The sequence below is a fragment of the Clostridium neonatale genome (assembly GCF_900465025.1).
Taxonomy (GTDB): Bacteria; Bacillota; Clostridia; order Clostridiales; family Clostridiaceae; genus Clostridium; species Clostridium neonatale.
This window is the reverse complement of record NZ_UICR01000002.1, coordinates 761622-781385: the sequence shown is the minus strand read 5'-3', so window position 1 is coordinate 781385 and position 19764 is coordinate 761622. Positions and strand designations below refer to the sequence as shown.

Sequence of the window (19764 nt, the reverse complement as noted above, 5' to 3'; positions counted from 1 at the left end):
TATACTATAAAATTATAATATAAATTTATAGGAGGATAAATATATGCTTAGGTCTAAGGATTTTTATTTAAAGAAAGTTTATAAAACTGATGGTAAAAAGGTTGGTATAGTTGAAGATCTCTGTATAGACTTTTTTAATGCTAAATTAGTTGGTTTTAAGGTCTCTACAAATAATATATTCTCTAAAAAAAATTATGTGGCTAAAGAGGATTTTATCTCTTTAGGAGAAAGTATAATTATAAAAGAAGTTGAAGAAAAAAGAGGCTTGTATTTTGAAGAAATTAAAGATATGGAAGTCATTGATTTAAATGGGAAAATTAGAGGCACGGTAGAAGACCTGATAATAGATAGCGAAAATTATGACATAAGAGGTATTATAGTAAGCTCGGGATTGATAGATAAGATGATAAAAGGTAAACAAATCTTTTTATTAAATGATTGCATATTAGGAGAAGAATATATTTTATATAGAAAAGAAGAAAATATTTTATTTAAAATAATGCCTCATAATATGAAGAACTGGTATGTTGAAAAAAAGGCATAAAATATTATTAATTAAATCTCTAGCAATTCTTCTTCTTTTGAGCTTATTTCTATTATATTTATTTAATGATTCCATAAAAAATATAATTAATATCATAATAATATCATTTATTTTATCATATGTATTAATGCCTATTAGAGATATTATTGAAGAAAAATTAAAGGTAGGAGCTAATATTGCATCTATGATGATTATATTTATGATACTTATGGTAGTAGTAAGTATTATAATTATTTTTATTCCTACCTTATTTAATGAAATATCCACTATAAGTAATATTTTAGATAGTATAGGTACTTTATTAGAAAATCTATATAGTAAACTAAACCTTAATGATTTGCCTATATTGAATAATATATATAATAGAATCATAGAAAAAGGAAATTATATGCTGAATGACTTTTCTTCTATAGCTATAGATAATATATTAGCTACAACTAATAATGTTATTTCTTTAGCAGTTATTCCTGTTATTATGTATTATTTTTTATCAGATGGAAGAACTTTATTTAATAAAGCTTTATTAATATTACCGTCAGATAGAAGGGCGGTCATTAAGAAGATTCTATATGATATTGATAAAGTACTTAGTAGATATATTGTAGGGCAGTTTTTTTTGTGTATGATAATTGGTGTATTAACTTTTTTTATTTTAATAATTTTTAAAGTTAAATTTCCATTGTGGATATCGCTATTGAATGCTGCGTTTAATATAATACCATATTTTGGCCCAATATTTGGAGCAATTCCAGCTGTTGTTGTAGCGTTCATAGATTCTCCAATTAAAGGGTTATATATAATGCTTGCTATGATAGTTATTCAACAAATAGAAGGAAATATATTGTCACCACAAATAACAGGAAATAGTATTAATATGCATCCATTTATGATAATTATATTGCTTCTTATAGGTGATAAATTTGGAGGTTTTATGGGGATGATACTGGTGGTTCCAATTGCTGTTATAATAAAAGTTATATATGACGACATAAATTATTATTTATTTTAAATATAATTAAAGATATAATAATTATACTGAAATAGAATAATAATTTCGGAGAGTTAATGATTTTATAAAAGGGGAGATAGGAATGAATATAGTTGTAATTGGAAGCATGAATATGGATTATGTACTTACTACAGATAATTTACCTAAAAAGGGAGAAACTATTCATGCGATTGATTTTAAAACTTCCATTGGAGGAAAAGGAGCAAATCAAGCTTTTGCAGCAAGAAAATTAGGCGCAGATGTTGTTATGATTGGTTCTGTCGGAAATGATGACAATGGAAGAAAAATAATTAATAGAATGAATGAAGTGGGGATAGATACTTCAAGAATTGAAATTGTTAATACTGAAACTGGAAATGCAATGATTACTGTAGACAATAATGGAAATAATACTATTATAGTTTATGGTGGGGCAAACAAATGTGTGAATAAAGAAATTATAGATAAGAATGAGGATGCAATTATAAAGGCAGATTTTGTTATTTTTCAATTAGAAATTCCTATTGAAACAGTTGAGTATGGAATAGAGCTAGCTAAAAAGCATAATACAAAAGTAATCTTAAATCCAGCACCTGCAAAGATTTTAAGTGATAATATATTAAGAAATGTGGATATTATAACGCCAAATGAAACTGAGCTTGTAATAATATCTGGTGAGAATGATCTTAAATTAGGTGCAAGAAAACTTTTGGAGTCTGGCGTGAAAGAAGTTATTGTAACAATTGGAGAAAAGGGAAGCTATTATTTATCAAATGAAAAAGAAATACTGTCAGAAAGCATAAAGGTAAAAGCTAGAGACACTACCGCAGCAGGTGATTCTTTTAATGGTGCTCTTGCAGTGGCTATATGTGAAGGAAAATGTATTGAAGAAGCTTTGGAATTTTCTAATGTAGTTGGTGCTTTAACAACTACAAAATCAGGAGCTGAAAAATCTCTTCCATATAGAGAAGAAGTGAATAAAATATTAGAAATAAAATATAATAAATAAAAGGTTTTTGAATTGATAAAGTAATGTTGTATATTGACATAATTATGTATTTGAAATATAATTTTGATGAAATAATAAAATATCAAGCAATGATTAGGATGAGTAGATATATAATATGTATTTTAGAGAGGAAGTGTCTGGTGAAAACTTCTTACTATGTATTTCGAAGCTACCTAGGAGCTATAATTAACTAAGAGATGTATATTTAATACATAATTAGGGTGGTACCGCGGAATTTCAGCTTTCGTCCCTTTGTTTTGGGATGAAAGCTTTTTATTTTAGAAAAATATTGAAATTACAAGCAAATTTAAGAAAAGATGATTCTTAATTGAAAATTACAAATTGGAGGAATATTTTATGAAAATTACAAAGACTAATGATCTTAGAGACGCATATCTAAAGTTCTTTGAAAGTAAAGGGCATTTAAAAATGGATAGTTTTTCTTTAGTGCCTAAAAATGATAAAAGCTTATTATTAATAAATGCTGGAATGGCACCATTAAAGCCATATTTTACTGGACTTCAAGAGCCACCAAGACGTAGAGTAACAACTTGTCAAAAGTGTATAAGAACTGGTGATATTGAAAATGTAGGTATTACAAGTAGACATGGTACCTTTTTTGAAATGCTTGGTAACTTTTCATTTGGAGATTACTTTAAAAAAGAAGTTATTCCTTGGGCTTGGGAATTCTTAACAGAAGTTTTAGAATTACCAAAGGAAAAATTATATGTAACTATTTATTTAGATGATGATGAAGCATATGAGTATTGGACTTCATTAACTGATGTTGATAAGACACATATATTCAGACTAGGAAAAGAAGATAATTTCTGGGAACATGGTGCAGGCCCATGTGGTCCTTGTACAGAAATACATTTCAGAAGAAGTGATGATGCTAAACCAAAGAATGCTGAGGAATTTGTTAAGTATTCAGATGAAGATAAAATAATTGAAGTCTGGAACCTAGTATTTACTCAATTTGATGGGGATGGAAAAGGAAATTATGAAAAACTTGCAAGTACTAATATAGATACAGGAATGGGACTTGAAAGATTAGCAGTCGTAATGCAAAATAAAAACAGTATCTTTGAAATTGATACATTAGAAAATATATTAAGTGAAGTAGGTAAGTTTGCAAATGTTAAATATGGTGAAGATCGTAAAAAAGATATTTCTTTAAGACTAATAACAGACCACATAAGATCAATAACATTTATGATTTCTGATGATGTAATGCCATCTAATGAAGGCCGTGGATATGTGCTAAGAAGACTTTTAAGAAGAGCTGCAAGACACGGTAAAACACTTGGAATTAAAGATGCCTTCCTTTGCAATCTTTGTGATGTAGTTATTAGAGACTCTAAGGATGCTTATCCTGAATTAGCTAAAAAGCAAGAATATATTAAGAAAGTAATAAAGATAGAAGAAGATAAGTTTAGAGAAACTTTAGATTCTGGAACAGAAATACTTAATGGATTTATAAAAGAATTGAAAGCTAATAATAAAAAAGTATTAAGTGGTAAAGATGGATTCACATTATACGATACTTTTGGATTCCCAATGGAGCTTACTAAAGAAATACTAGAAGATGAAGGATTATCTTTAGATGAAGAAGCTTTCCATGAAGAAATGGATATTCAAAGAAAAAGAGCAAGAGAAGCAAGAAAGACTTCTAATTATATGGGAACAGATTTAAAAATAACTGATGAAATCTCTAATGATATAGAAACAGTTTTTGATGGATATGAAAATGATGTGTTAGATGCTGAGGCTAAAGTATTAATATGTGGAGATGCATTTGTGGATACTATCTCTGAAGGTGAAAAAGGTGTTATTGTTACCAATATAACTCCATTTTACGCAGAAATGGGTGGACAAATAGGAGATACTGGAGTTATCTACAATGATAATTTTAAGGCAAAGGTTATAGACACTAAAAATAATATTGGTGGAAAAATAGTACACTTTGTAGAAGTATTAAATGGTGAGTTAAAAGTTAATGATAAAGTAACTCTAGAAGTAGATAAAGAAAGAAGACAAGAAATTAAAAAGAATCATACAGCAACGCATCTTTTAGATACAGCGCTTAAAAAAGTTCTTGGAAGTCATGTGCACCAAGCAGGTTCATATGTAAGTAATGATAGATTGAGATTTGACTTCTCTCATTTTGAAGCTATGACAGAAGAAGAAATAATGAAGGTTGAAGAATTAGTAAATGAAGCAATCACAAGTGTAACTCCTGTTATAACTAAAATAATGAATCTTCAAGAAGCTAAAAATAGCGGAGCTATAGGAATATTTGATGATAAATATGCAGATAAAGTAAGAGTAGTATGTGCTGGAGAATATTCTAAAGAATTATGCGGGGGTACACATATTGATAATACAGGTAAAATAGGTTTATTTAAGATTGTATCGGAAAGTGGTATAGCAGCAGGTACAAGAAGAATAGAAGCAGTAATAGGAAAAGAAGCTTATAACTTAATAAATGAAAAGAAAGATTTATTAAAAGAAGCTTCAAGCAAATTTAAGTGCTCAGAAAAAGAATTGTTATCAAGAATTGATTCGAACATCAAAGAACTAAAAGAAAAAGATAAAGAAATTTCAATCCTAAAGGCAAAATTTGCATCAATGAATATTGATGAGATAATTAATAGTAGTAAAGAAATAAAGGGAATAAATGTAGTATCTTATGAAATGAAAGATGTGGATAGTGATACATTAAGAGATGTTTGTGAAAAAGTAAGAGATAAGGTAGAAAATTCAATTGTCTTACTTATGAGTTCGAATAATGAAAAAGTTATAATATGTGCAATGGCAACTAAAGATGCAGTATCTAAAGGGGCTCATTGTGGCAAACTTATAAAAGAAGTTGCATCAATCCTTGGCGGAGGCGGTGGTGGAAGACCAGACATGGCTCAAGCTGGCGGAAAATCACCAGAAAAGATAGGTGAAGCAATAAATGAATCTTATAAAATAATTGAAAGTTTAGCAAAATAGTATACTTTTTTAAAAATATGAGGTATAATCTAAATATAGTTTAAATGAATAATTTTAGATTTTTAAGTAAATAATGAATATAAGGAAAGTTTCCTTTAAAGATGTAAGGAGGTGAAGCTGCGTAAGCAGCTGGGTTGTATGAGTAACGATATTGAACAAACAATGAAATTTGATGTTAGTAAGAATAAAGAAGCTCTTACAAAAACTATCTTAACAGATGTTTATAATTCTCTACAAGAAAAAGGTTACAATCCGATTAACCAGCTTGTGGGATATTTGATTTCAGGAGATCCTACTTACATCACAAATTACAACGGAGCAAGAGCTTTAGTGAGAAAACTCGAAAGAGATGAATTACTAGAAGAAGTTTTAAAATCTTATTTGGAGATAAAATAGAGAGTGCCCGTTTTACGGGTACTCTTAATTTTTGGGAGTATTAAAGTGAGAATAATCGGTTTAGATTTAGGACAAAAAAATATAGGAGTGGCAGTTTCGGATCCATTGGGGTTTACTGCTCAAGGTTTAACAACAATAAGAAGAACTAATAAAGAAAATGATATTCAAGAAATTAAGAATATTTGTGCTGAATATAATGCAGAATTACTTCTTATAGGATTGCCTAAAAATATGAATGGAACAATTGGGCCATCTGGGGAACTTGCTATGGAGTTTGGAAAGCTGTGTGAAGATAAGATTTCTATAGAAGTGAAATTTTGGGATGAAAGACTAACAACAGTTGCAGCACATAAGGCAATGTTAGAAGCGGATTTGTCTAGAAATAAGAGAAAAAAGATAGTTGATAAAGTAGCAGCTACATATATATTGCAAGGATATTTAGATATGATATCAAAATAATATGGTATGTTCATAATATGCTAAGATGAAAGACTAACTATATATAATTTGCAAAGTATAAAAATAAATTTATTATATATAATAAATTTGATTTATTAAATAAGACTATTTTATATGAATATTAAATTTGTATAAAATATGATTTTGAGTATGAAAATAATTTTTATAGAATATTAAAAATTAATATAAATAATGATTAGATAAATATAGAAAGAGATATGAAAGGAATGTGGTTATGAATCAAGACGAAAAATATGTATATATACCTGATGAAGATGGCAATGACGTTAAGTTTGAGGTGATTATATATTTTGAAATAGAGAAAATAGGAGGAAAATATATAATTGCAACACCAGCGTTTGAAGATACTGATGAAGCCTATGCATTTAAAATTTATGAAGATGAAGATGGTAGTGAAATTTTTGTAGCACTTGAAGAAGATGATGATGAATTCCAATTAGTGCTAGAAACATATGATACTCTTATGAATGAAGATGGATTGTTGTAATTATAAAAGAAAAGAGGTGTTATAATGGATCAATCAAATTTAGTTGATATGAATGCCTTAAAAGAGAATTTAAAGAAAAAAGGTTATAAATTAACTCCACAAAGAAGATCTATTGTTGATGTAATTATTGAAAATGAAGGTAAACATTTAACAGCAGAAGAGATATACGATGAAGTTAAAAAAAAGTGCCCTGAAATAGGATTAGCAACAGTATATAGAACTATACTTTTATTAGAAGAGCTTAATATAATATCTAGATTAGATTTAAGCGATGGTTGCAGTAGATATGAATTAATTCATTCTAATGAAACTCATAGACATCATCATCTTATTTGTAATGTCTGCAATAAAGTCTTGGAAGTTAAAGATGATTTGTTAGACGATCTTGAAATAGATATTGAAAAAGAATATAAATTTAAAATTTTAGATCATAGTTTGAAATTCTATGGTTTATGCGAAGAATGTCAAAAAAATTTAAAAGAGGAATAAAAGGACTTTTAACAATAAAGAAAAGACCTTTATTTATAAAAATTTAATATAAAAGGAGGGGAAACATGAAAGGCGAAAAGACGAAGGTTAAAATTATTCCTCTTGGCGGTATAAATGAGATTGGAAAAAATATTACAGCTATTGAATATAAAGATGATATTATAGTAATAGATTGTGGATTAAAGTTTCCAGATGAGGATATGTTCGGGATTGATGTAGTAATACCAGATGTCTCTTATCTTGTAAAAAACTCAGAAAAAGTAAAAGGAATATTTTTAACACACGGACATGAAGATCATATAGGAGCATTACCATATGTTTTAAAACAATTAAATGTTCCTGTATATGGTACAAAGCTTACTCTTGGAATAGTTGAAACAAAGCTAAAAGAGCATGGTCTATTAAGCACAAGTGAATTAGTGAGAGTAAAGCCCAAAGATATAATAAAGTTAAATAGCGTTTCAGTAGAATTTATAAAGACTAACCACTCGATTGCAGATTCAGTGGCTATAGCAATCCATACTCCACTTGGGGTTGTTTTTCACACAGGAGATTTTAAAATTGATTACACACCAATTGATGGAGAGATGATGGACTTTGCAAGAATTGCGGAGCTTGGCAAAAAAGGTGTGTTAGTAATGATGGCAGACTCAACAAATGTTGAGAGACCAGGATATACTTTAACAGAAAGAGTTGTAGGTGAAACATTTTTTAAATTATTTAATAAGGCAAAAGGAAGAATAATTGTTGCAACATTTGCTTCAAATGTTCATAGGATACAACAAATAATTACAGCGGCAAAAGCTTATGATAAAAAAGTAGCTGTATCAGGAAGAAGCATGGAAAATATTGTTCAAGTAGCAATAGAACTTGGGTATTTAGATGCAGGTGAAGATGTACTTATACCAGTTGATGCTATGAATAAATATCCAAATGAAAAAATTGTTGTAATAACTACAGGTAGTCAAGGAGAACCAATGTCTGCATTAACTAGAATGGCTTCTTCAGAACATAAAAAGATAAATATAATTGAAGGCGATACTGTTATAATTTCAGCAACACCAATACCAGGAAATGAAAAGCTTGTTTCAAAGGTGGTAAATCAATTATTTAAAAAAGGTGCAGAAGTAATTTATGAATCAGGAGAAAAGATTCATGTTTCAGGGCATGCTTGTCAGGAAGAGTTAAAGCTTATGCATACTCTAGCAAAACCAAAATTCTTTATACCGGTTCATGGAGAATATAGACACTTGAAAAAGCATGGAGAACTTGCTATAAGTGTTGGATTAGATGAAAAAAATCTTATTATTCCTGAAAACGGAGATGTTATTGAAGTAGGAAGAAATTATATAAAGAAAAATGGAGTTGTTACTTCAGGGCAAGTATTTGTGGATGGCTTAGGTGTAGGCGATGTTGGTAATATAGTGCTTAGGGATAGAAAACATCTTTCACAAGATGGAATATTAACTGTTGTTGTAACAATTGAAAAACAAAGTGGAAGAATTGTAGCAGGACCAGATATTATTTCAAGAGGATTTGTCTATGTTAGAGAATCAGAAGGCCTTATGGAAGAATCAAGAGATATCGTGAAAGATGTCTTAATTGAATGTGAAGAAAAGCAAATTACAGATTGGGCAACATTAAAGTCTAAAATGAGAGATGAACTTAGAGAGTTCCTTTATGAAAAGACAAAGAGAAAACCTATGATTTTACCAATAATAATGGAATTTTGATTAATATAATTATTATTAACTTGACTTTTTATGCTGAAAATAGTAAAATTCAATATGGTTATGTGAGAAAATTGGATACTTTATGTATCCAATTTTATTTTATGAAAAAAATAAGAATATGTTTACATAAATAATATAAATATATATTTTAGAAGCTAAATAGTAAATGTATATATGTAAAATTACTTCAATTTATACATTTATAAATTCACAGTTTAATACTGTTTGGAGGAATAAAAATGGAATTAACAAAAAGAGAAGATATAAGGAATATAGCTATAATAGCCCACGTTGACCATGGTAAGACTACTTTGGTAGATGCTTTATTAAAACAAAGCCATGTTTTTAGAAGCAATGAAAAAGTGGAAGAAAGAGTAATGGATTCTAATGATCTTGAAAAGGAAAGAGGAATAACAATTCTTTCAAAAAACACAGCAGTTAAATATGGAGATGTTAAAATTAATATTGTAGATACTCCAGGACATGCTGATTTTGGCGGAGAAGTTGAACGTGTACTTAAAATGGTTGACTCGGTTTTATTAGTTGTTGACTCTTATGAAGGACCAATGCCACAAACTAAATTTGTTCTTAAGAAATCATTAGAATTAGGATTAAAGCCAATAGTCATAATAAATAAAATAGATAAGCCAGATGCAAGACCAACAGAAGTTATAGATGAAGTATTTGATTTATTTGTAGAGCTTGGTGCTAGCGATGAACAATTAGACTTCCAAATTCTTTATGCATCAGCAAGAGAAGGATTTGCAAGATACAATGTTGAAGATGATAATGCGGATATGACACCAATATTCGAAACAATAATAAAGTATGTTGCACCACCAGAAGGTTACTTAGATGAACCTTTACAAATGCTTGTAACTACATTAGATACAAATGCATTCGTAGGTAAAATTGCAATTGGTAAGATTGAAAGAGGAAGAGTAAAGAGAAATCAAACAGTAGCATTAGTTAGACATGATGGATCATCTTCAAATTATAAAATAACAAGTGTATTTACATATAATGGACTTAAAAGAGAAGAAGCTGAAGAAGCTGGAATGGGAGACATCGTTGCAGTAAGCGGTGTAGTTGATGCAAATATAGGTGAAACTATAGCAGATTCATCATGTCCAGAAGCACTTCCATTTGTTAAAATTGATGAACCAACATTAAGCATGAATTTTATGGTTAATGATTCACCATTTGCAGGTCAAGAAGGTGAATTTGTAACATCAAGACATTTAAGAGATAGATTACTTAAAGAATTAGAAACAAATGTAAGTTTAAAGGTTAAAGAAATAACTCCAGATTGTTTTGAGGTTTCAGGAAGAGGAGAATTACATCTTTCAGTTCTTATTGAAACAATGAGAAGAGAAGGATATGAGTTCCAAGTTTCTAAAGCTAATGTTATCTTTAGAGAAGAAAATGGTGTTAAAGAAGAACCGATTGAATACTTAACAATAGATGTTCCGGAAGAATTTATGGGACCTGTTATGGAAAAATTAGGACCAAGAAAAGCTGAAATGGTTAATATGACATCAGCAGTAAATGGATATACAAGATTAGAATTTACAGTACCAGCAAGAGGTCTTATAGGATTTAGAAATGAATTTATGACTGATACAAAAGGTAATGGTATTATGAATCATGTATTCCATGGATATGAGAAGTTCAAAGGTGAAATCCCAGGAAGAAGCAGAGGATCAATAGTATCATTTGAAGCTGGAGATTCAATAGCATATGGATTATTCAATGCACAAGAAAGAGGACAATTATTTATAGGTGCAGGTGTTCCAGTATATACAGGAATGATAGTTGGGGTTTCTGCAAGAGCAGAAGATATAGATATAAATGTATGTAAAGGGAAAAAACTTACTAATACAAGATCATCTGGTGCTGATGAAGCATTAAAATTAACTCCACCTATAGAAATGAGTCTTGAACAATGTTTAGAATTCATAAATGCTGATGAATTAGTTGAAGTTACTCCAGAAAATATAAGAATGAGAAAAAGAATTCTAGATAGTGCTGAAAGAAAGAGAATGATAAGCAGAAACAAAAAATAATTGTTTCAATTACTTCAAAATATTAAATAAATTAACTATAATAAAGTAAATGGTCTTTTAGACTATTTACTTTATTATATTAGGAGGAAAATATGGGGCATAAGAAATTTCCTAAAAGATTAGTACTTTTTTTGATATTTTTTATATGTATAATATTTTTAAGCTTTTTTCTAACCTATAACAGTGCTGTAAATAAACCGATAAAATCAAAAGAAAAAGAGATAATAATAAAAGTTGATAAAGGCCAAGGATTTTATGATGTCATAAATATATTAGATAAAGAAAATATACTTAGGAATAAATTTATGATTAAAGTAAACCTAAGCATAAATAGTAGAAATATACAACTCAGAGAAGGATCTTATAAAATTAATACAGATTTAAGTCTAAATGAACTTATAGAAGCTTTAGAGGGGAAAAGCGTAAATGAAAATTTAATTTCATTGACTATTCCAGAAGGTTATACAATAGAAGATATAGGAAAGGCTATAGAAGAAAAAAATATTGCTAGTAAAGAAGAATTTATAAAAGCAGTTGAAAATTATGAATTACCATGGTTTATAGAGAAAAATAAAAATAAAAGATATGACCTTGAGGGATATTTATATCCGGATACATATTTCATAGAAAAAGATACTGATTTAAAGGATATAATCAAAATGATGGTTGAAAGATTTGAGGAAATTTTAACACAGATACAAGAAGAATCTGGTGTTAACTTTGATAATAGTAAAATAAATGATATAACTACTATTGGTTCTATGATAGAAAAGGAAGCTCAAGTTGATAAAGATAGACCACTTATATCATCGGTGATTTATAATAGATTAGAAAAGGATATGAAGCTCCAAATAGATGCTACTGTTTTATATGCAATGAATGAGCATGTAGATGTGGTATTGTATAAACATTTAGAAACTGATTCACCATATAACACATATAAATATAAAGGACTACCAGTAGGACCAATATGCAATCCGGGAAAAGAATCACTAAAAGCGGCACTCATGCCTGATAAGACAGATTATTTATATTATATTTTGAAAGAAGATAAATCACATTATTTTACAAATGAATATAATGATTTTTTAAATAAGAAAAAAGAATTAGGATATTAGTTGACATGGAGGGCTTAAATTGAGTAATATTACATATGACTATATGGAAGACTATATAAGAAGCTTAGTTCCAGAAAGAAGTGGAACACTTAAAGAAATAGAAGATTTTGCTTTGGAAAATAAAGTTCCTATAGTACAAAAAGAAACAGGTATATTTTTAGAGTTTATTACTAGTATGAAAAAACCTAAAAGAATACTAGAACTTGGTACAGCAATTGGATTTTCATCTATTTTGATGTATGAATCATCAGGAACTAATCCTGATATTATAACCATTGAACGAGATGATAAGATGATTGAGTATGCTACAATGAACTTAGATAAGTTTGATTTATCAAAAAAAATAACAATCAAAAAAGGGGATTGTTTAGAAATTTTAGAAACTTTAAATGAACCTTTTGACTTAATATTTATGGATGCAGGAAAAGGACATTACAATCACTTTTTGCCGCATTGCTTAAGACTCTTAAATGAGGATGGAATAATAGTGGCTGATAATGTATTATTTAGAGGTATGGTTGCATCACAGGAATTAGTTAAAAGAAGAAAAATAACGATAGTAAAAAGAATGAGAGAATATTTAGATTTAGTTACTAAGGATAAAGACTTAATAACATCTGTAATTCCTATGGGAGATGGAATTGCAGTTACCAAGAGGAGGTAATTTTTTTGAATAAGAGAAAGCCGGAGATTTTAGCACCAGCAGGAAATTTAGAAAAGTTAAAAATAGCAATAGATTTTGGTGCAGATGCGGTATATTTAGGTGGAGGTAAATTAAATTTAAGAGCATTTTCTGATAATTTCTCTAATGAAGAAATGATAGAAGGAATAAACTACTGTCATGAAAGAGGAAAAAAAGTTTATGTAACATTGAATATATTTGCACGAAATTATGATTTAAAAGGTGCTGGAGAATATATAAAGGGTCTATATGATATGGGGGTAGATGCTGTAATTATTGCAGATCCATCACTAATTGCCATAACAAAAGAAGTTGCTCCAGAATTAGAAATACATTTGAGTACTCAAGCTAATACAGTAAATTGGGTTGCTACAAAATTCTGGTATGAGCAAGGTGTAAAAAGAGTAGTATTAGCTCGTGAATTGACATTTAGAGAAATAAACACAATAACTGAGAATATTCCAGAAGGATGTGACATAGAGGCCTTTGTACATGGTTCAATGTGTATAGCTTATTCAGGAAGATGTTTAATATCTAACTATATGCTTGGAAGGGATGCTAATAAGGGAATTTGCTCAAATGCATGCAGATATAAATATTATTTGGTTGAGGAAACAAGACCAGGGCAATATTATCCTGTCATAGAAGATGAAAAAGGAACATATATAATGAATTCTAAGGATTTATGTATGATTCATTATATACCAGAACTTGTTAAAAGTGGCATATACTCATTTAAAATAGAAGGAAGAATGAAAAGCGAGTTTTATGTCGCATCAGTAGTTAAGGCTTATAGAGAAGCTTTAGATGCATACTGGGAAGATCCAGAAAACTTTGAATTCAAAGAAGAATGGATGGATATATTAAATAAAGTAAGCCACAGACAATATCATACAGGCTTCTATTTAGGAAAGAATGGCGAGCAAAATTATGAAGAATCATCATATGTAAGAGATTATGAAATAGTTGGAATAGTTAAAGAATATGATGATGAAACAAAAACAGCTACAATTCTTCAAAAAAATAGAGTATTTGAAAATGATGAAGTAGAGGTATTACGTGCAAATTCTCCATATTTTACTGTAAGACTTGAAAATATGTTTGATGAAGCTAAGCAGATAAAGACAAATGTAGCCAATAGAGCTCATATGATTTTTAAAGCTAAAGTTGAGCATCCGCTTAAAGCAAATGATATGTTAGTAAAGTCTAATGCAGTATTGGAATTGAAATAATTATAAAATGTTAATTTAATATTTAGAATGAATAAAACACTTACTATAAGGCTAGAATCTAGTTGAAGGTAGGTGTTTTATATTTTTACTAAGAATTTTTATATGCAGAAACGATTGATGCAAATTTTATCTTTATTTATAGTATTCTTGGTAGTATTGACTTTTAGATTATTTAAACTTCAAATATATCCAAATGAAAAAGTAGTTCTTTCATATCAAAATCATCAGCAAGAGAATATAAGTGATATGAAGTATATGATTTTAGATACAAATGGTAAGGATCTAATGAATTATAATAAGCAATACATTTTGGTAATTGATACAAAGCCATTCAGTCTAAATAATTATGAGGAAACATTGGAAAGCTTGATGGCTTTAAATTTTATTATGAAATCAGAGAATCCACAATTTAATTATACAGATATAATGAAAGAAAATGGAAAAATATATTATAGTATTTCAGAAAACACTTATAAAAAGATAAATAGTTTAAAAAATATAAAAGGAATATATACATATACAAAAGATTCTGTAAATATTAAAAAAGCTTGGAATATCAGTAGTATGTTATCAAATGTATTAGATGAAAAAGAAATAGAGAAGGATTCTATTGAAGGAATGTTATATGATGAGTTAAAAGATAATGAATCACCTAAAAGTGAATTCTATTTAGATGATAGGGCAGTTTATTCAAAACATACTGTAAATATAAATGAAAATAATAAAAACCTACAACTGACTATAGATAAGAATTTTGAGGATAAAATTAGGAAAGTTTTAGATGATGATAAATATAATTCGTTAAAAAATGTAGGAGTAAGTATAATAGAAAGCGATACAGGGAAAATAAGGGCTTTAATGCAAAAAGATGAAAGCGAAGCGAATATTAACTTGGGAATAGAACAAATTGGCTATGAGCCTGGCTCTATATATAAGATAATTACTCTGGGATCAGCAATAGATATGGGACTTTTAAATATTAATAATCATTTTACGTGTACTGGACAGATTTGTAAAACTGTTCATGGAAACTTATCAGTAGAAGAGGCTTTTGAAAAATCATGCAATGATTCATTTGCTCAAATAGGGGCTATGGTTGGATATGATAAACTTGTCGCATATTCGGAAAATCAAGGATTATATAAGCCGGTATTAAATTTTAAAGGTAATAATAAAAATGAGGCGGCTGGAATAAAACCACAAAAAGAGGCTGGAGTAAACAACATATCTATTGGTCAATGTATGAATGTAACTCCAATTCAAATGTTAGGAGCAATAAATACTGTAACTAATAATGGAATTTATGTTAAGCCATATATTGTTGAAACTATAATTGATAAAAATGATAATACAATAAAAGAATTTAAGACAGAAGAAAAAAGGATATATAGTGAAACTACTTCTAAGATCCTAAAAAATGCTATGAGAGAAGTTGTAGTTAATGGTACAGGAAAAAATGCTTATATAGAAGATATATTTACAGGAGGAAAGACCGGATCGGCTACAGGAAATAATAATCACACACATGGATGGTTTGCAGGATACTTTGAATTAAATGGCAAAGAATATACAATGGTAATTTTTACACCTGAAATCCAGGATCAATCATTAGGTGGTGGTGATACGGCAGCTCCTATATTTAAAGATATAGTATTAGCTTTGAATAATTAAATTTAAATTATATAAAAAGGGTGCTAGGAAAAAAATAAATCTATATAAGCAACTTTTATAAAATATAAACATATTATAATATCAAGCACTGTTATGGAGGAACGAGGTGTTTGTATTAAATAGTTTAATTAATTTACTATGCAACTCAGTATTACTCACAGGATATATCACAAATAGCAACACTTTTCCATTACCTCTTGATGAGACAGAAGAACAGATGTATCTAGATAAACTTAAAAATGGAGATAAAGAGGCTAAAAGCATTTTGATTGAGAGAAACTTAAGATTAGTTGCACATATAGTTAAAAAATATTCTTTTCCCAACAAAGATGTTGATGAGTTGATATCAATTGGTACTGTTGGCTTAATAAAAGCAATAGATTCATTTGATTCTAGTAAGGGTACTAGACTAGCTACTTATGCATCAAGATGTATTGAAAATGAGATATTAATGCTATTTAGAAATAATAAAAAGCAAAAAAGTGAGGTTTATCTTCAAGATCCAATTGGTGTTGATAAAGAAGGTAATGAATTCTGTTTGATAGATATATTAAGCAGCGAAAAGGATTGTGTACTTGAAAATGTAGAACGTAATTTACAAGTAAAAGCTTTATATAGAAAGTTAGGTGAATCATTAACTAAAAGAGAGAGCTCAATATTGATAATGAGATATGGATTAATTGATGGAAAATGTAAGACTCAAAGAGAGATAGCTGTTAATTTAGGAATATCAAGATCTTATGTATCTAGAATAGAGAAAAAAGCATTAAAAAAACTTAAGAAAGAACTATTTACAAAATGATAGGGTATCTGTAGTTATTTCTTATGAATAGAAACATAATTTGGGTTGTATAAAATTGGGGAAATATATATAATATATTTTCCTGATTTTTTATTTTAAGAAAATAATTTTAAAATCATTGAAATATGATAAAATTAATATAAAAAAATATAATATATTGCAAAGTTTAAAGAGGAATTTATAGAAGTTTGTTGAATATATTTCTATTAGTAGATTTTTTCTACATAGAAAGGATAGAGAAAAATGCAGCAAGGAATAATAACATCCATAGACTTCGGAAGTAAAAAGTTGTCAGCATCAATGGCAGCATCAAATAAAGAAGGTGAAATGGATATATTAGGGGTAAAGTCTTGTAAATCCATGGGGATAGAAAAAGGGCTGGTGACAGATATTGAAAAATGTAGAATATCCATATTATCTTTATTAAGGGATTTACAGGAAAGTACTAATAAAGAAATAGGTAATATATCTATTGGTATTTCAGCAAGGAAAACATCAATTAAAGAAATAAGAACCTTTTGTAAAATAAAAAATGAGAGAGTTACTAAGCTAGATATTATTAATGGAATAAAAAAAGCAAAAGAAACCATAATGTTAAAAGAAAATGAATGTATTGTAGATACAATGGTCAACTTTTATATTCTAGATGGTAAAGTATTACATAAAGATATTATAAATTTAACTGGTAATGAACTTGAATTAAATCTGACAATTTTAATTGGTGATAAAGATGAAATACAAAAATATTATGACATTTTTAAAAATACTAAGTATACAATAAAATATATTACCCTTAATATATTTTCAGGCAAGCAAATATTTTTGAATGGTACTAATGCAATGGGAGATGTTGTATTAGTAGATGTAGGAGCTGGAAAAACTGATATTTGCTTGTTTAATAATGGAATACCTAAAAATTTAACTAGTATTCCGATTGGTGGAAATAATATATCTAATGATTTAGCTATATGTGGCAAATTTTCATTTATGGAAGCAGATAATATAAAAATAATTTATTCAGGAAACTATGAATCATTATATAAAGATGAATCACTTGATGATGATATACAAGTAGGGACAACTAAGGTATCTAAAGAATTATTCTATGAAGTAACTAATGCTAGAATTGAAGAAATATTAATTCATGTCAATACTGAATTAAAAAAGACTGGTCATTATGATAGAATTTGTAGTATAATTTTATATGGAGATGGTTTAAGCTATTTTGAAAATATAAATACGTTTGCAAAAGCTATTATTAAGAGAAAGACTAAGATTGTAAGCAAAGTAGACTTAGGAATAAAAAATTCAGAAAATATAACTTCTTTAGCATTAGCAAAAGAAGTATATGATAGATTAAATTTATTAGAGGATAGTAATAAACCTCAAATAGTTGAAGAAATTCAAACGAATGAAACAGAATTTTTATTAGACGAAAATGAGGAAGGAAGTCATATTCTAAAAAAAATTAAAACTTTTTTGGATAAGATTTTTTAAAGGGAGGAATTAATTTGTTAGATTTTGATTCAGATATGCAAGAATTAACCAATATAAAAGTAATTGGTTGTGGTGGCGGTGGTAGCAATGCCGTTAACAGAATGATAGTTGAAGGATTAAAAAATGTTGAGTTTATAGCAATAAACACAGATAAACAGGCGTTATTGCTTTCTAATGCAAGTCAAAAAATACAAATTGGGGAAAAATTAACCAAAGGGCTTGGTGCAGGAGCTAATCCAGAAATAGGTAAAAAAGCTGCTGAAGAGAGCAGAGAAGAAATTACAGCTGCTATTAAAGGAGCTAATATGGTATTTATTACTGCTGGAATGGGCGGTGGAACTGGAACAGGAGCAGCACCAGTAGTTGCTGAAATAGCAAAATCTATGGATATATTAACTGTAGGTGTAGTTACTAAGCCTTTCCCATTTGAAGGAAAGAGAAGAATGAGACATGCAGAAATGGGGATTGAAAATCTAAAAGAAAAAGTTGATACTTTAGTTATAATACCAAATGAAAGACTTCTAACAATGGCTGATAAGAAAACAACACTTTTAGATTCGTTCAAATTGGCTGATGAAGTGCTAAGACAAGGGGTTCAAGCAATTTCAGACTTAATTACTATAACTGGTGTTATTAACGCAGACTTTGCGGATATAAAAGCAGTTATGCTTGATAAAGGATTAGCACATATGGGAGTTGGTTTTGGTAAGGGTGAGACAAGAACACAAGATGCAGTTAAGCAGGCAATCTCATCACCATTATTAGAAACTTCAATCGATGGAGCTACAGATGTTATAATAAATTTTACTGGTGGAGCAGATCTTGGAGCGTTAGAAGTATATGATGCTGCAGATGTAGTACGTGAAGCGGTTGATCCAGATGCTAATATTATTGTTGGAGCTGTAATTGATGAGTCTTTAAAAGAAGAAATAAGAATTACAGTAATCGCAACAGGATTTGAATGTCAACCTTCTATAGAACCAATAACTAAAGAGAGTGTTAAGCCAGTAAATAATACTTCTGTTAAAGAAGAGGTTGCAGCAACAGTAGAACCTACAGTTGAACCAATTATAACTTCAAATAATAGTTATGAATCAGATGATTTAGATATACCTGTATTTTTAAGAAGACAAAAGAAACATTAATATTTACTTCTTTATATATTTAAATTATAGCCTTAAAAGAATTATCTTTTAAGGCTATAATTTTTTATTATTTAGTAATTTATATATTTAGATAACCAGTGGCTAAGTTATTTTTGATAATATTGTAATAAATAAAATATAAAGACTAAAGAATAAAAAATAAATTATATGCGCCTGTCCTTTTCACAGGCTTGCTCAGAAAAAACAGTATGCGATGAAAAAACTACGGGTAAACGATTTTTAAAATTAAAGTTATTGTATTCTATTGGATTTATATTTTATAGAGAATCATATCATAGTCGCCTTGGCGATTTTTTAACGTATAGGAAAGTATAAAATTTTTATAATAGGAAAAGCCTTAAGAATAGAGGCTTTCTGTAACTTAGATAGTTCAATACGTTAAAAAATAAATTATAGTCCCGCAA

The 19764-nt window shown here is 28.6% G+C and carries 17 protein-coding genes and 1 other annotated feature; all 17 genes read left to right on the top strand.

The annotated features are described in order from the left end of the window. The first annotated feature begins 43 nt into the window (after window positions 1–43). The 17 genes from CNEONATNEC86_RS15170 (at window position 44) to ftsZ (ending at window position 19339) form a co-directional block, all read left to right on the top strand. A complete protein-coding gene (locus CNEONATNEC86_RS15170; RefSeq protein ID WP_058296026.1) occupies window positions 44–544 on the top strand; it encodes a PRC-barrel domain-containing protein in 501 nt (166 codons plus the stop codon). Beyond that, window positions 525–1553 carry an AI-2E family transporter gene (locus tag CNEONATNEC86_RS15165; protein WP_058296025.1) on the top strand — a complete coding sequence of 343 codons (1029 nt, stop codon included), beginning with the start codon at window positions 525–527 and terminating at the stop codon, window positions 1551–1553. Before CNEONATNEC86_RS15170 ends, CNEONATNEC86_RS15165 begins: the two co-directional genes overlap by 20 nt. A gap of 82 nt (window positions 1554–1635) precedes the next feature. Further along, window positions 1636–2541, top strand: coding sequence for a ribokinase (gene rbsK, locus CNEONATNEC86_RS15160; RefSeq protein WP_159136327.1), 906 nt, complete (start codon window positions 1636–1638; stop codon window positions 2539–2541). An 80-nt stretch (window positions 2542–2621) separates the two neighbouring features. Next, window positions 2622–2796 (top strand) — a binding site (T-box leader). A gap of 102 nt (window positions 2797–2898) precedes the next feature. After that, window positions 2899–5541: an alanine--tRNA ligase gene (gene alaS, locus CNEONATNEC86_RS15155; protein ID WP_159136326.1), complete on the top strand. Its 2643-nt coding sequence runs from the start codon at window positions 2899–2901 to the stop codon at window positions 5539–5541. A gap of 138 nt (window positions 5542–5679) precedes the next feature. After that, window positions 5680–5937, top strand: coding sequence for an IreB family regulatory phosphoprotein (locus tag CNEONATNEC86_RS15150; RefSeq protein WP_058296022.1), 258 nt, complete (start codon window positions 5680–5682; stop codon window positions 5935–5937). Between the two features lie 45 nt (window positions 5938–5982). Then, window positions 5983–6396, top strand: coding sequence for a Holliday junction resolvase RuvX (ruvX, locus tag CNEONATNEC86_RS15145; RefSeq protein WP_058296021.1), 414 nt, complete (start codon window positions 5983–5985; stop codon window positions 6394–6396). Window positions 6397–6631: 235 nt separating this feature from the next. Then, a complete protein-coding gene (locus CNEONATNEC86_RS15140) occupies window positions 6632–6904 on the top strand; it encodes a DUF1292 domain-containing protein (RefSeq protein ID WP_058296020.1) in 273 nt (90 codons plus the stop codon). A gap of 24 nt (window positions 6905–6928) precedes the next feature. Further along, entirely contained in the window at window positions 6929–7393 is a 465-nt protein-coding gene (locus CNEONATNEC86_RS15135; RefSeq protein ID WP_058296019.1) for a Fur family transcriptional regulator, read from the top strand. Between the two features lie 65 nt (window positions 7394–7458). Next, complete coding sequence (locus tag CNEONATNEC86_RS15130) at window positions 7459–9126, top strand: ribonuclease J (protein WP_159136325.1); 1668 nt, start codon at window positions 7459–7461, stop codon at window positions 9124–9126. A 239-nt stretch (window positions 9127–9365) separates the two neighbouring features. Further along, on the top strand, window positions 9366–11192 hold the full coding sequence (gene typA, locus CNEONATNEC86_RS15125; RefSeq protein WP_058296017.1) for a translational GTPase TypA: 1827 nt from the start codon (window positions 9366–9368) through the stop codon (window positions 11190–11192). Window positions 11193–11284: 92 nt separating this feature from the next. Beyond that, window positions 11285–12310 carry an endolytic transglycosylase MltG gene (mltG, locus tag CNEONATNEC86_RS15120; protein ID WP_159136324.1) on the top strand — a complete coding sequence of 342 codons (1026 nt, stop codon included), beginning with the start codon at window positions 11285–11287 and terminating at the stop codon, window positions 12308–12310. 19 nt (window positions 12311–12329) lie between these two features. Further along, entirely contained in the window at window positions 12330–12974 is a 645-nt protein-coding gene (locus CNEONATNEC86_RS15115) for an O-methyltransferase (RefSeq protein ID WP_159136323.1), read from the top strand. Between the two features lie 5 nt (window positions 12975–12979). Then, a complete protein-coding gene (locus CNEONATNEC86_RS15110; RefSeq protein ID WP_125148766.1) occupies window positions 12980–14224 on the top strand; it encodes a peptidase U32 family protein in 1245 nt (414 codons plus the stop codon). Between the two features lie 117 nt (window positions 14225–14341). After that, on the top strand, window positions 14342–15895 hold the full coding sequence (locus tag CNEONATNEC86_RS15105; RefSeq protein WP_230132204.1) for a penicillin-binding transpeptidase domain-containing protein: 1554 nt from the start codon (window positions 14342–14344) through the stop codon (window positions 15893–15895). Window positions 15896–16001: 106 nt separating this feature from the next. Further along, the gene (sigK, locus tag CNEONATNEC86_RS15100) at window positions 16002–16697 is read left to right on the top strand and encodes an RNA polymerase sporulation sigma factor SigK (RefSeq protein WP_058296012.1); all 696 of its coding nucleotides are present in this window, start codon (window positions 16002–16004) and stop codon (window positions 16695–16697) included. A gap of 243 nt (window positions 16698–16940) precedes the next feature. Next, on the top strand, window positions 16941–18194 hold the full coding sequence (locus CNEONATNEC86_RS15095) for a cell division FtsA domain-containing protein (RefSeq protein ID WP_125148764.1): 1254 nt from the start codon (window positions 16941–16943) through the stop codon (window positions 18192–18194). Window positions 18195–18208: 14 nt separating this feature from the next. Then, window positions 18209–19339 (top strand): cell division protein FtsZ, encoded by a 1131-nt coding sequence (gene ftsZ / locus CNEONATNEC86_RS15090; protein ID WP_125148763.1) that lies wholly within the window; start codon window positions 18209–18211, stop codon window positions 19337–19339. The last annotated feature ends 425 nt before the right edge of the window (window positions 19340–19764 follow it).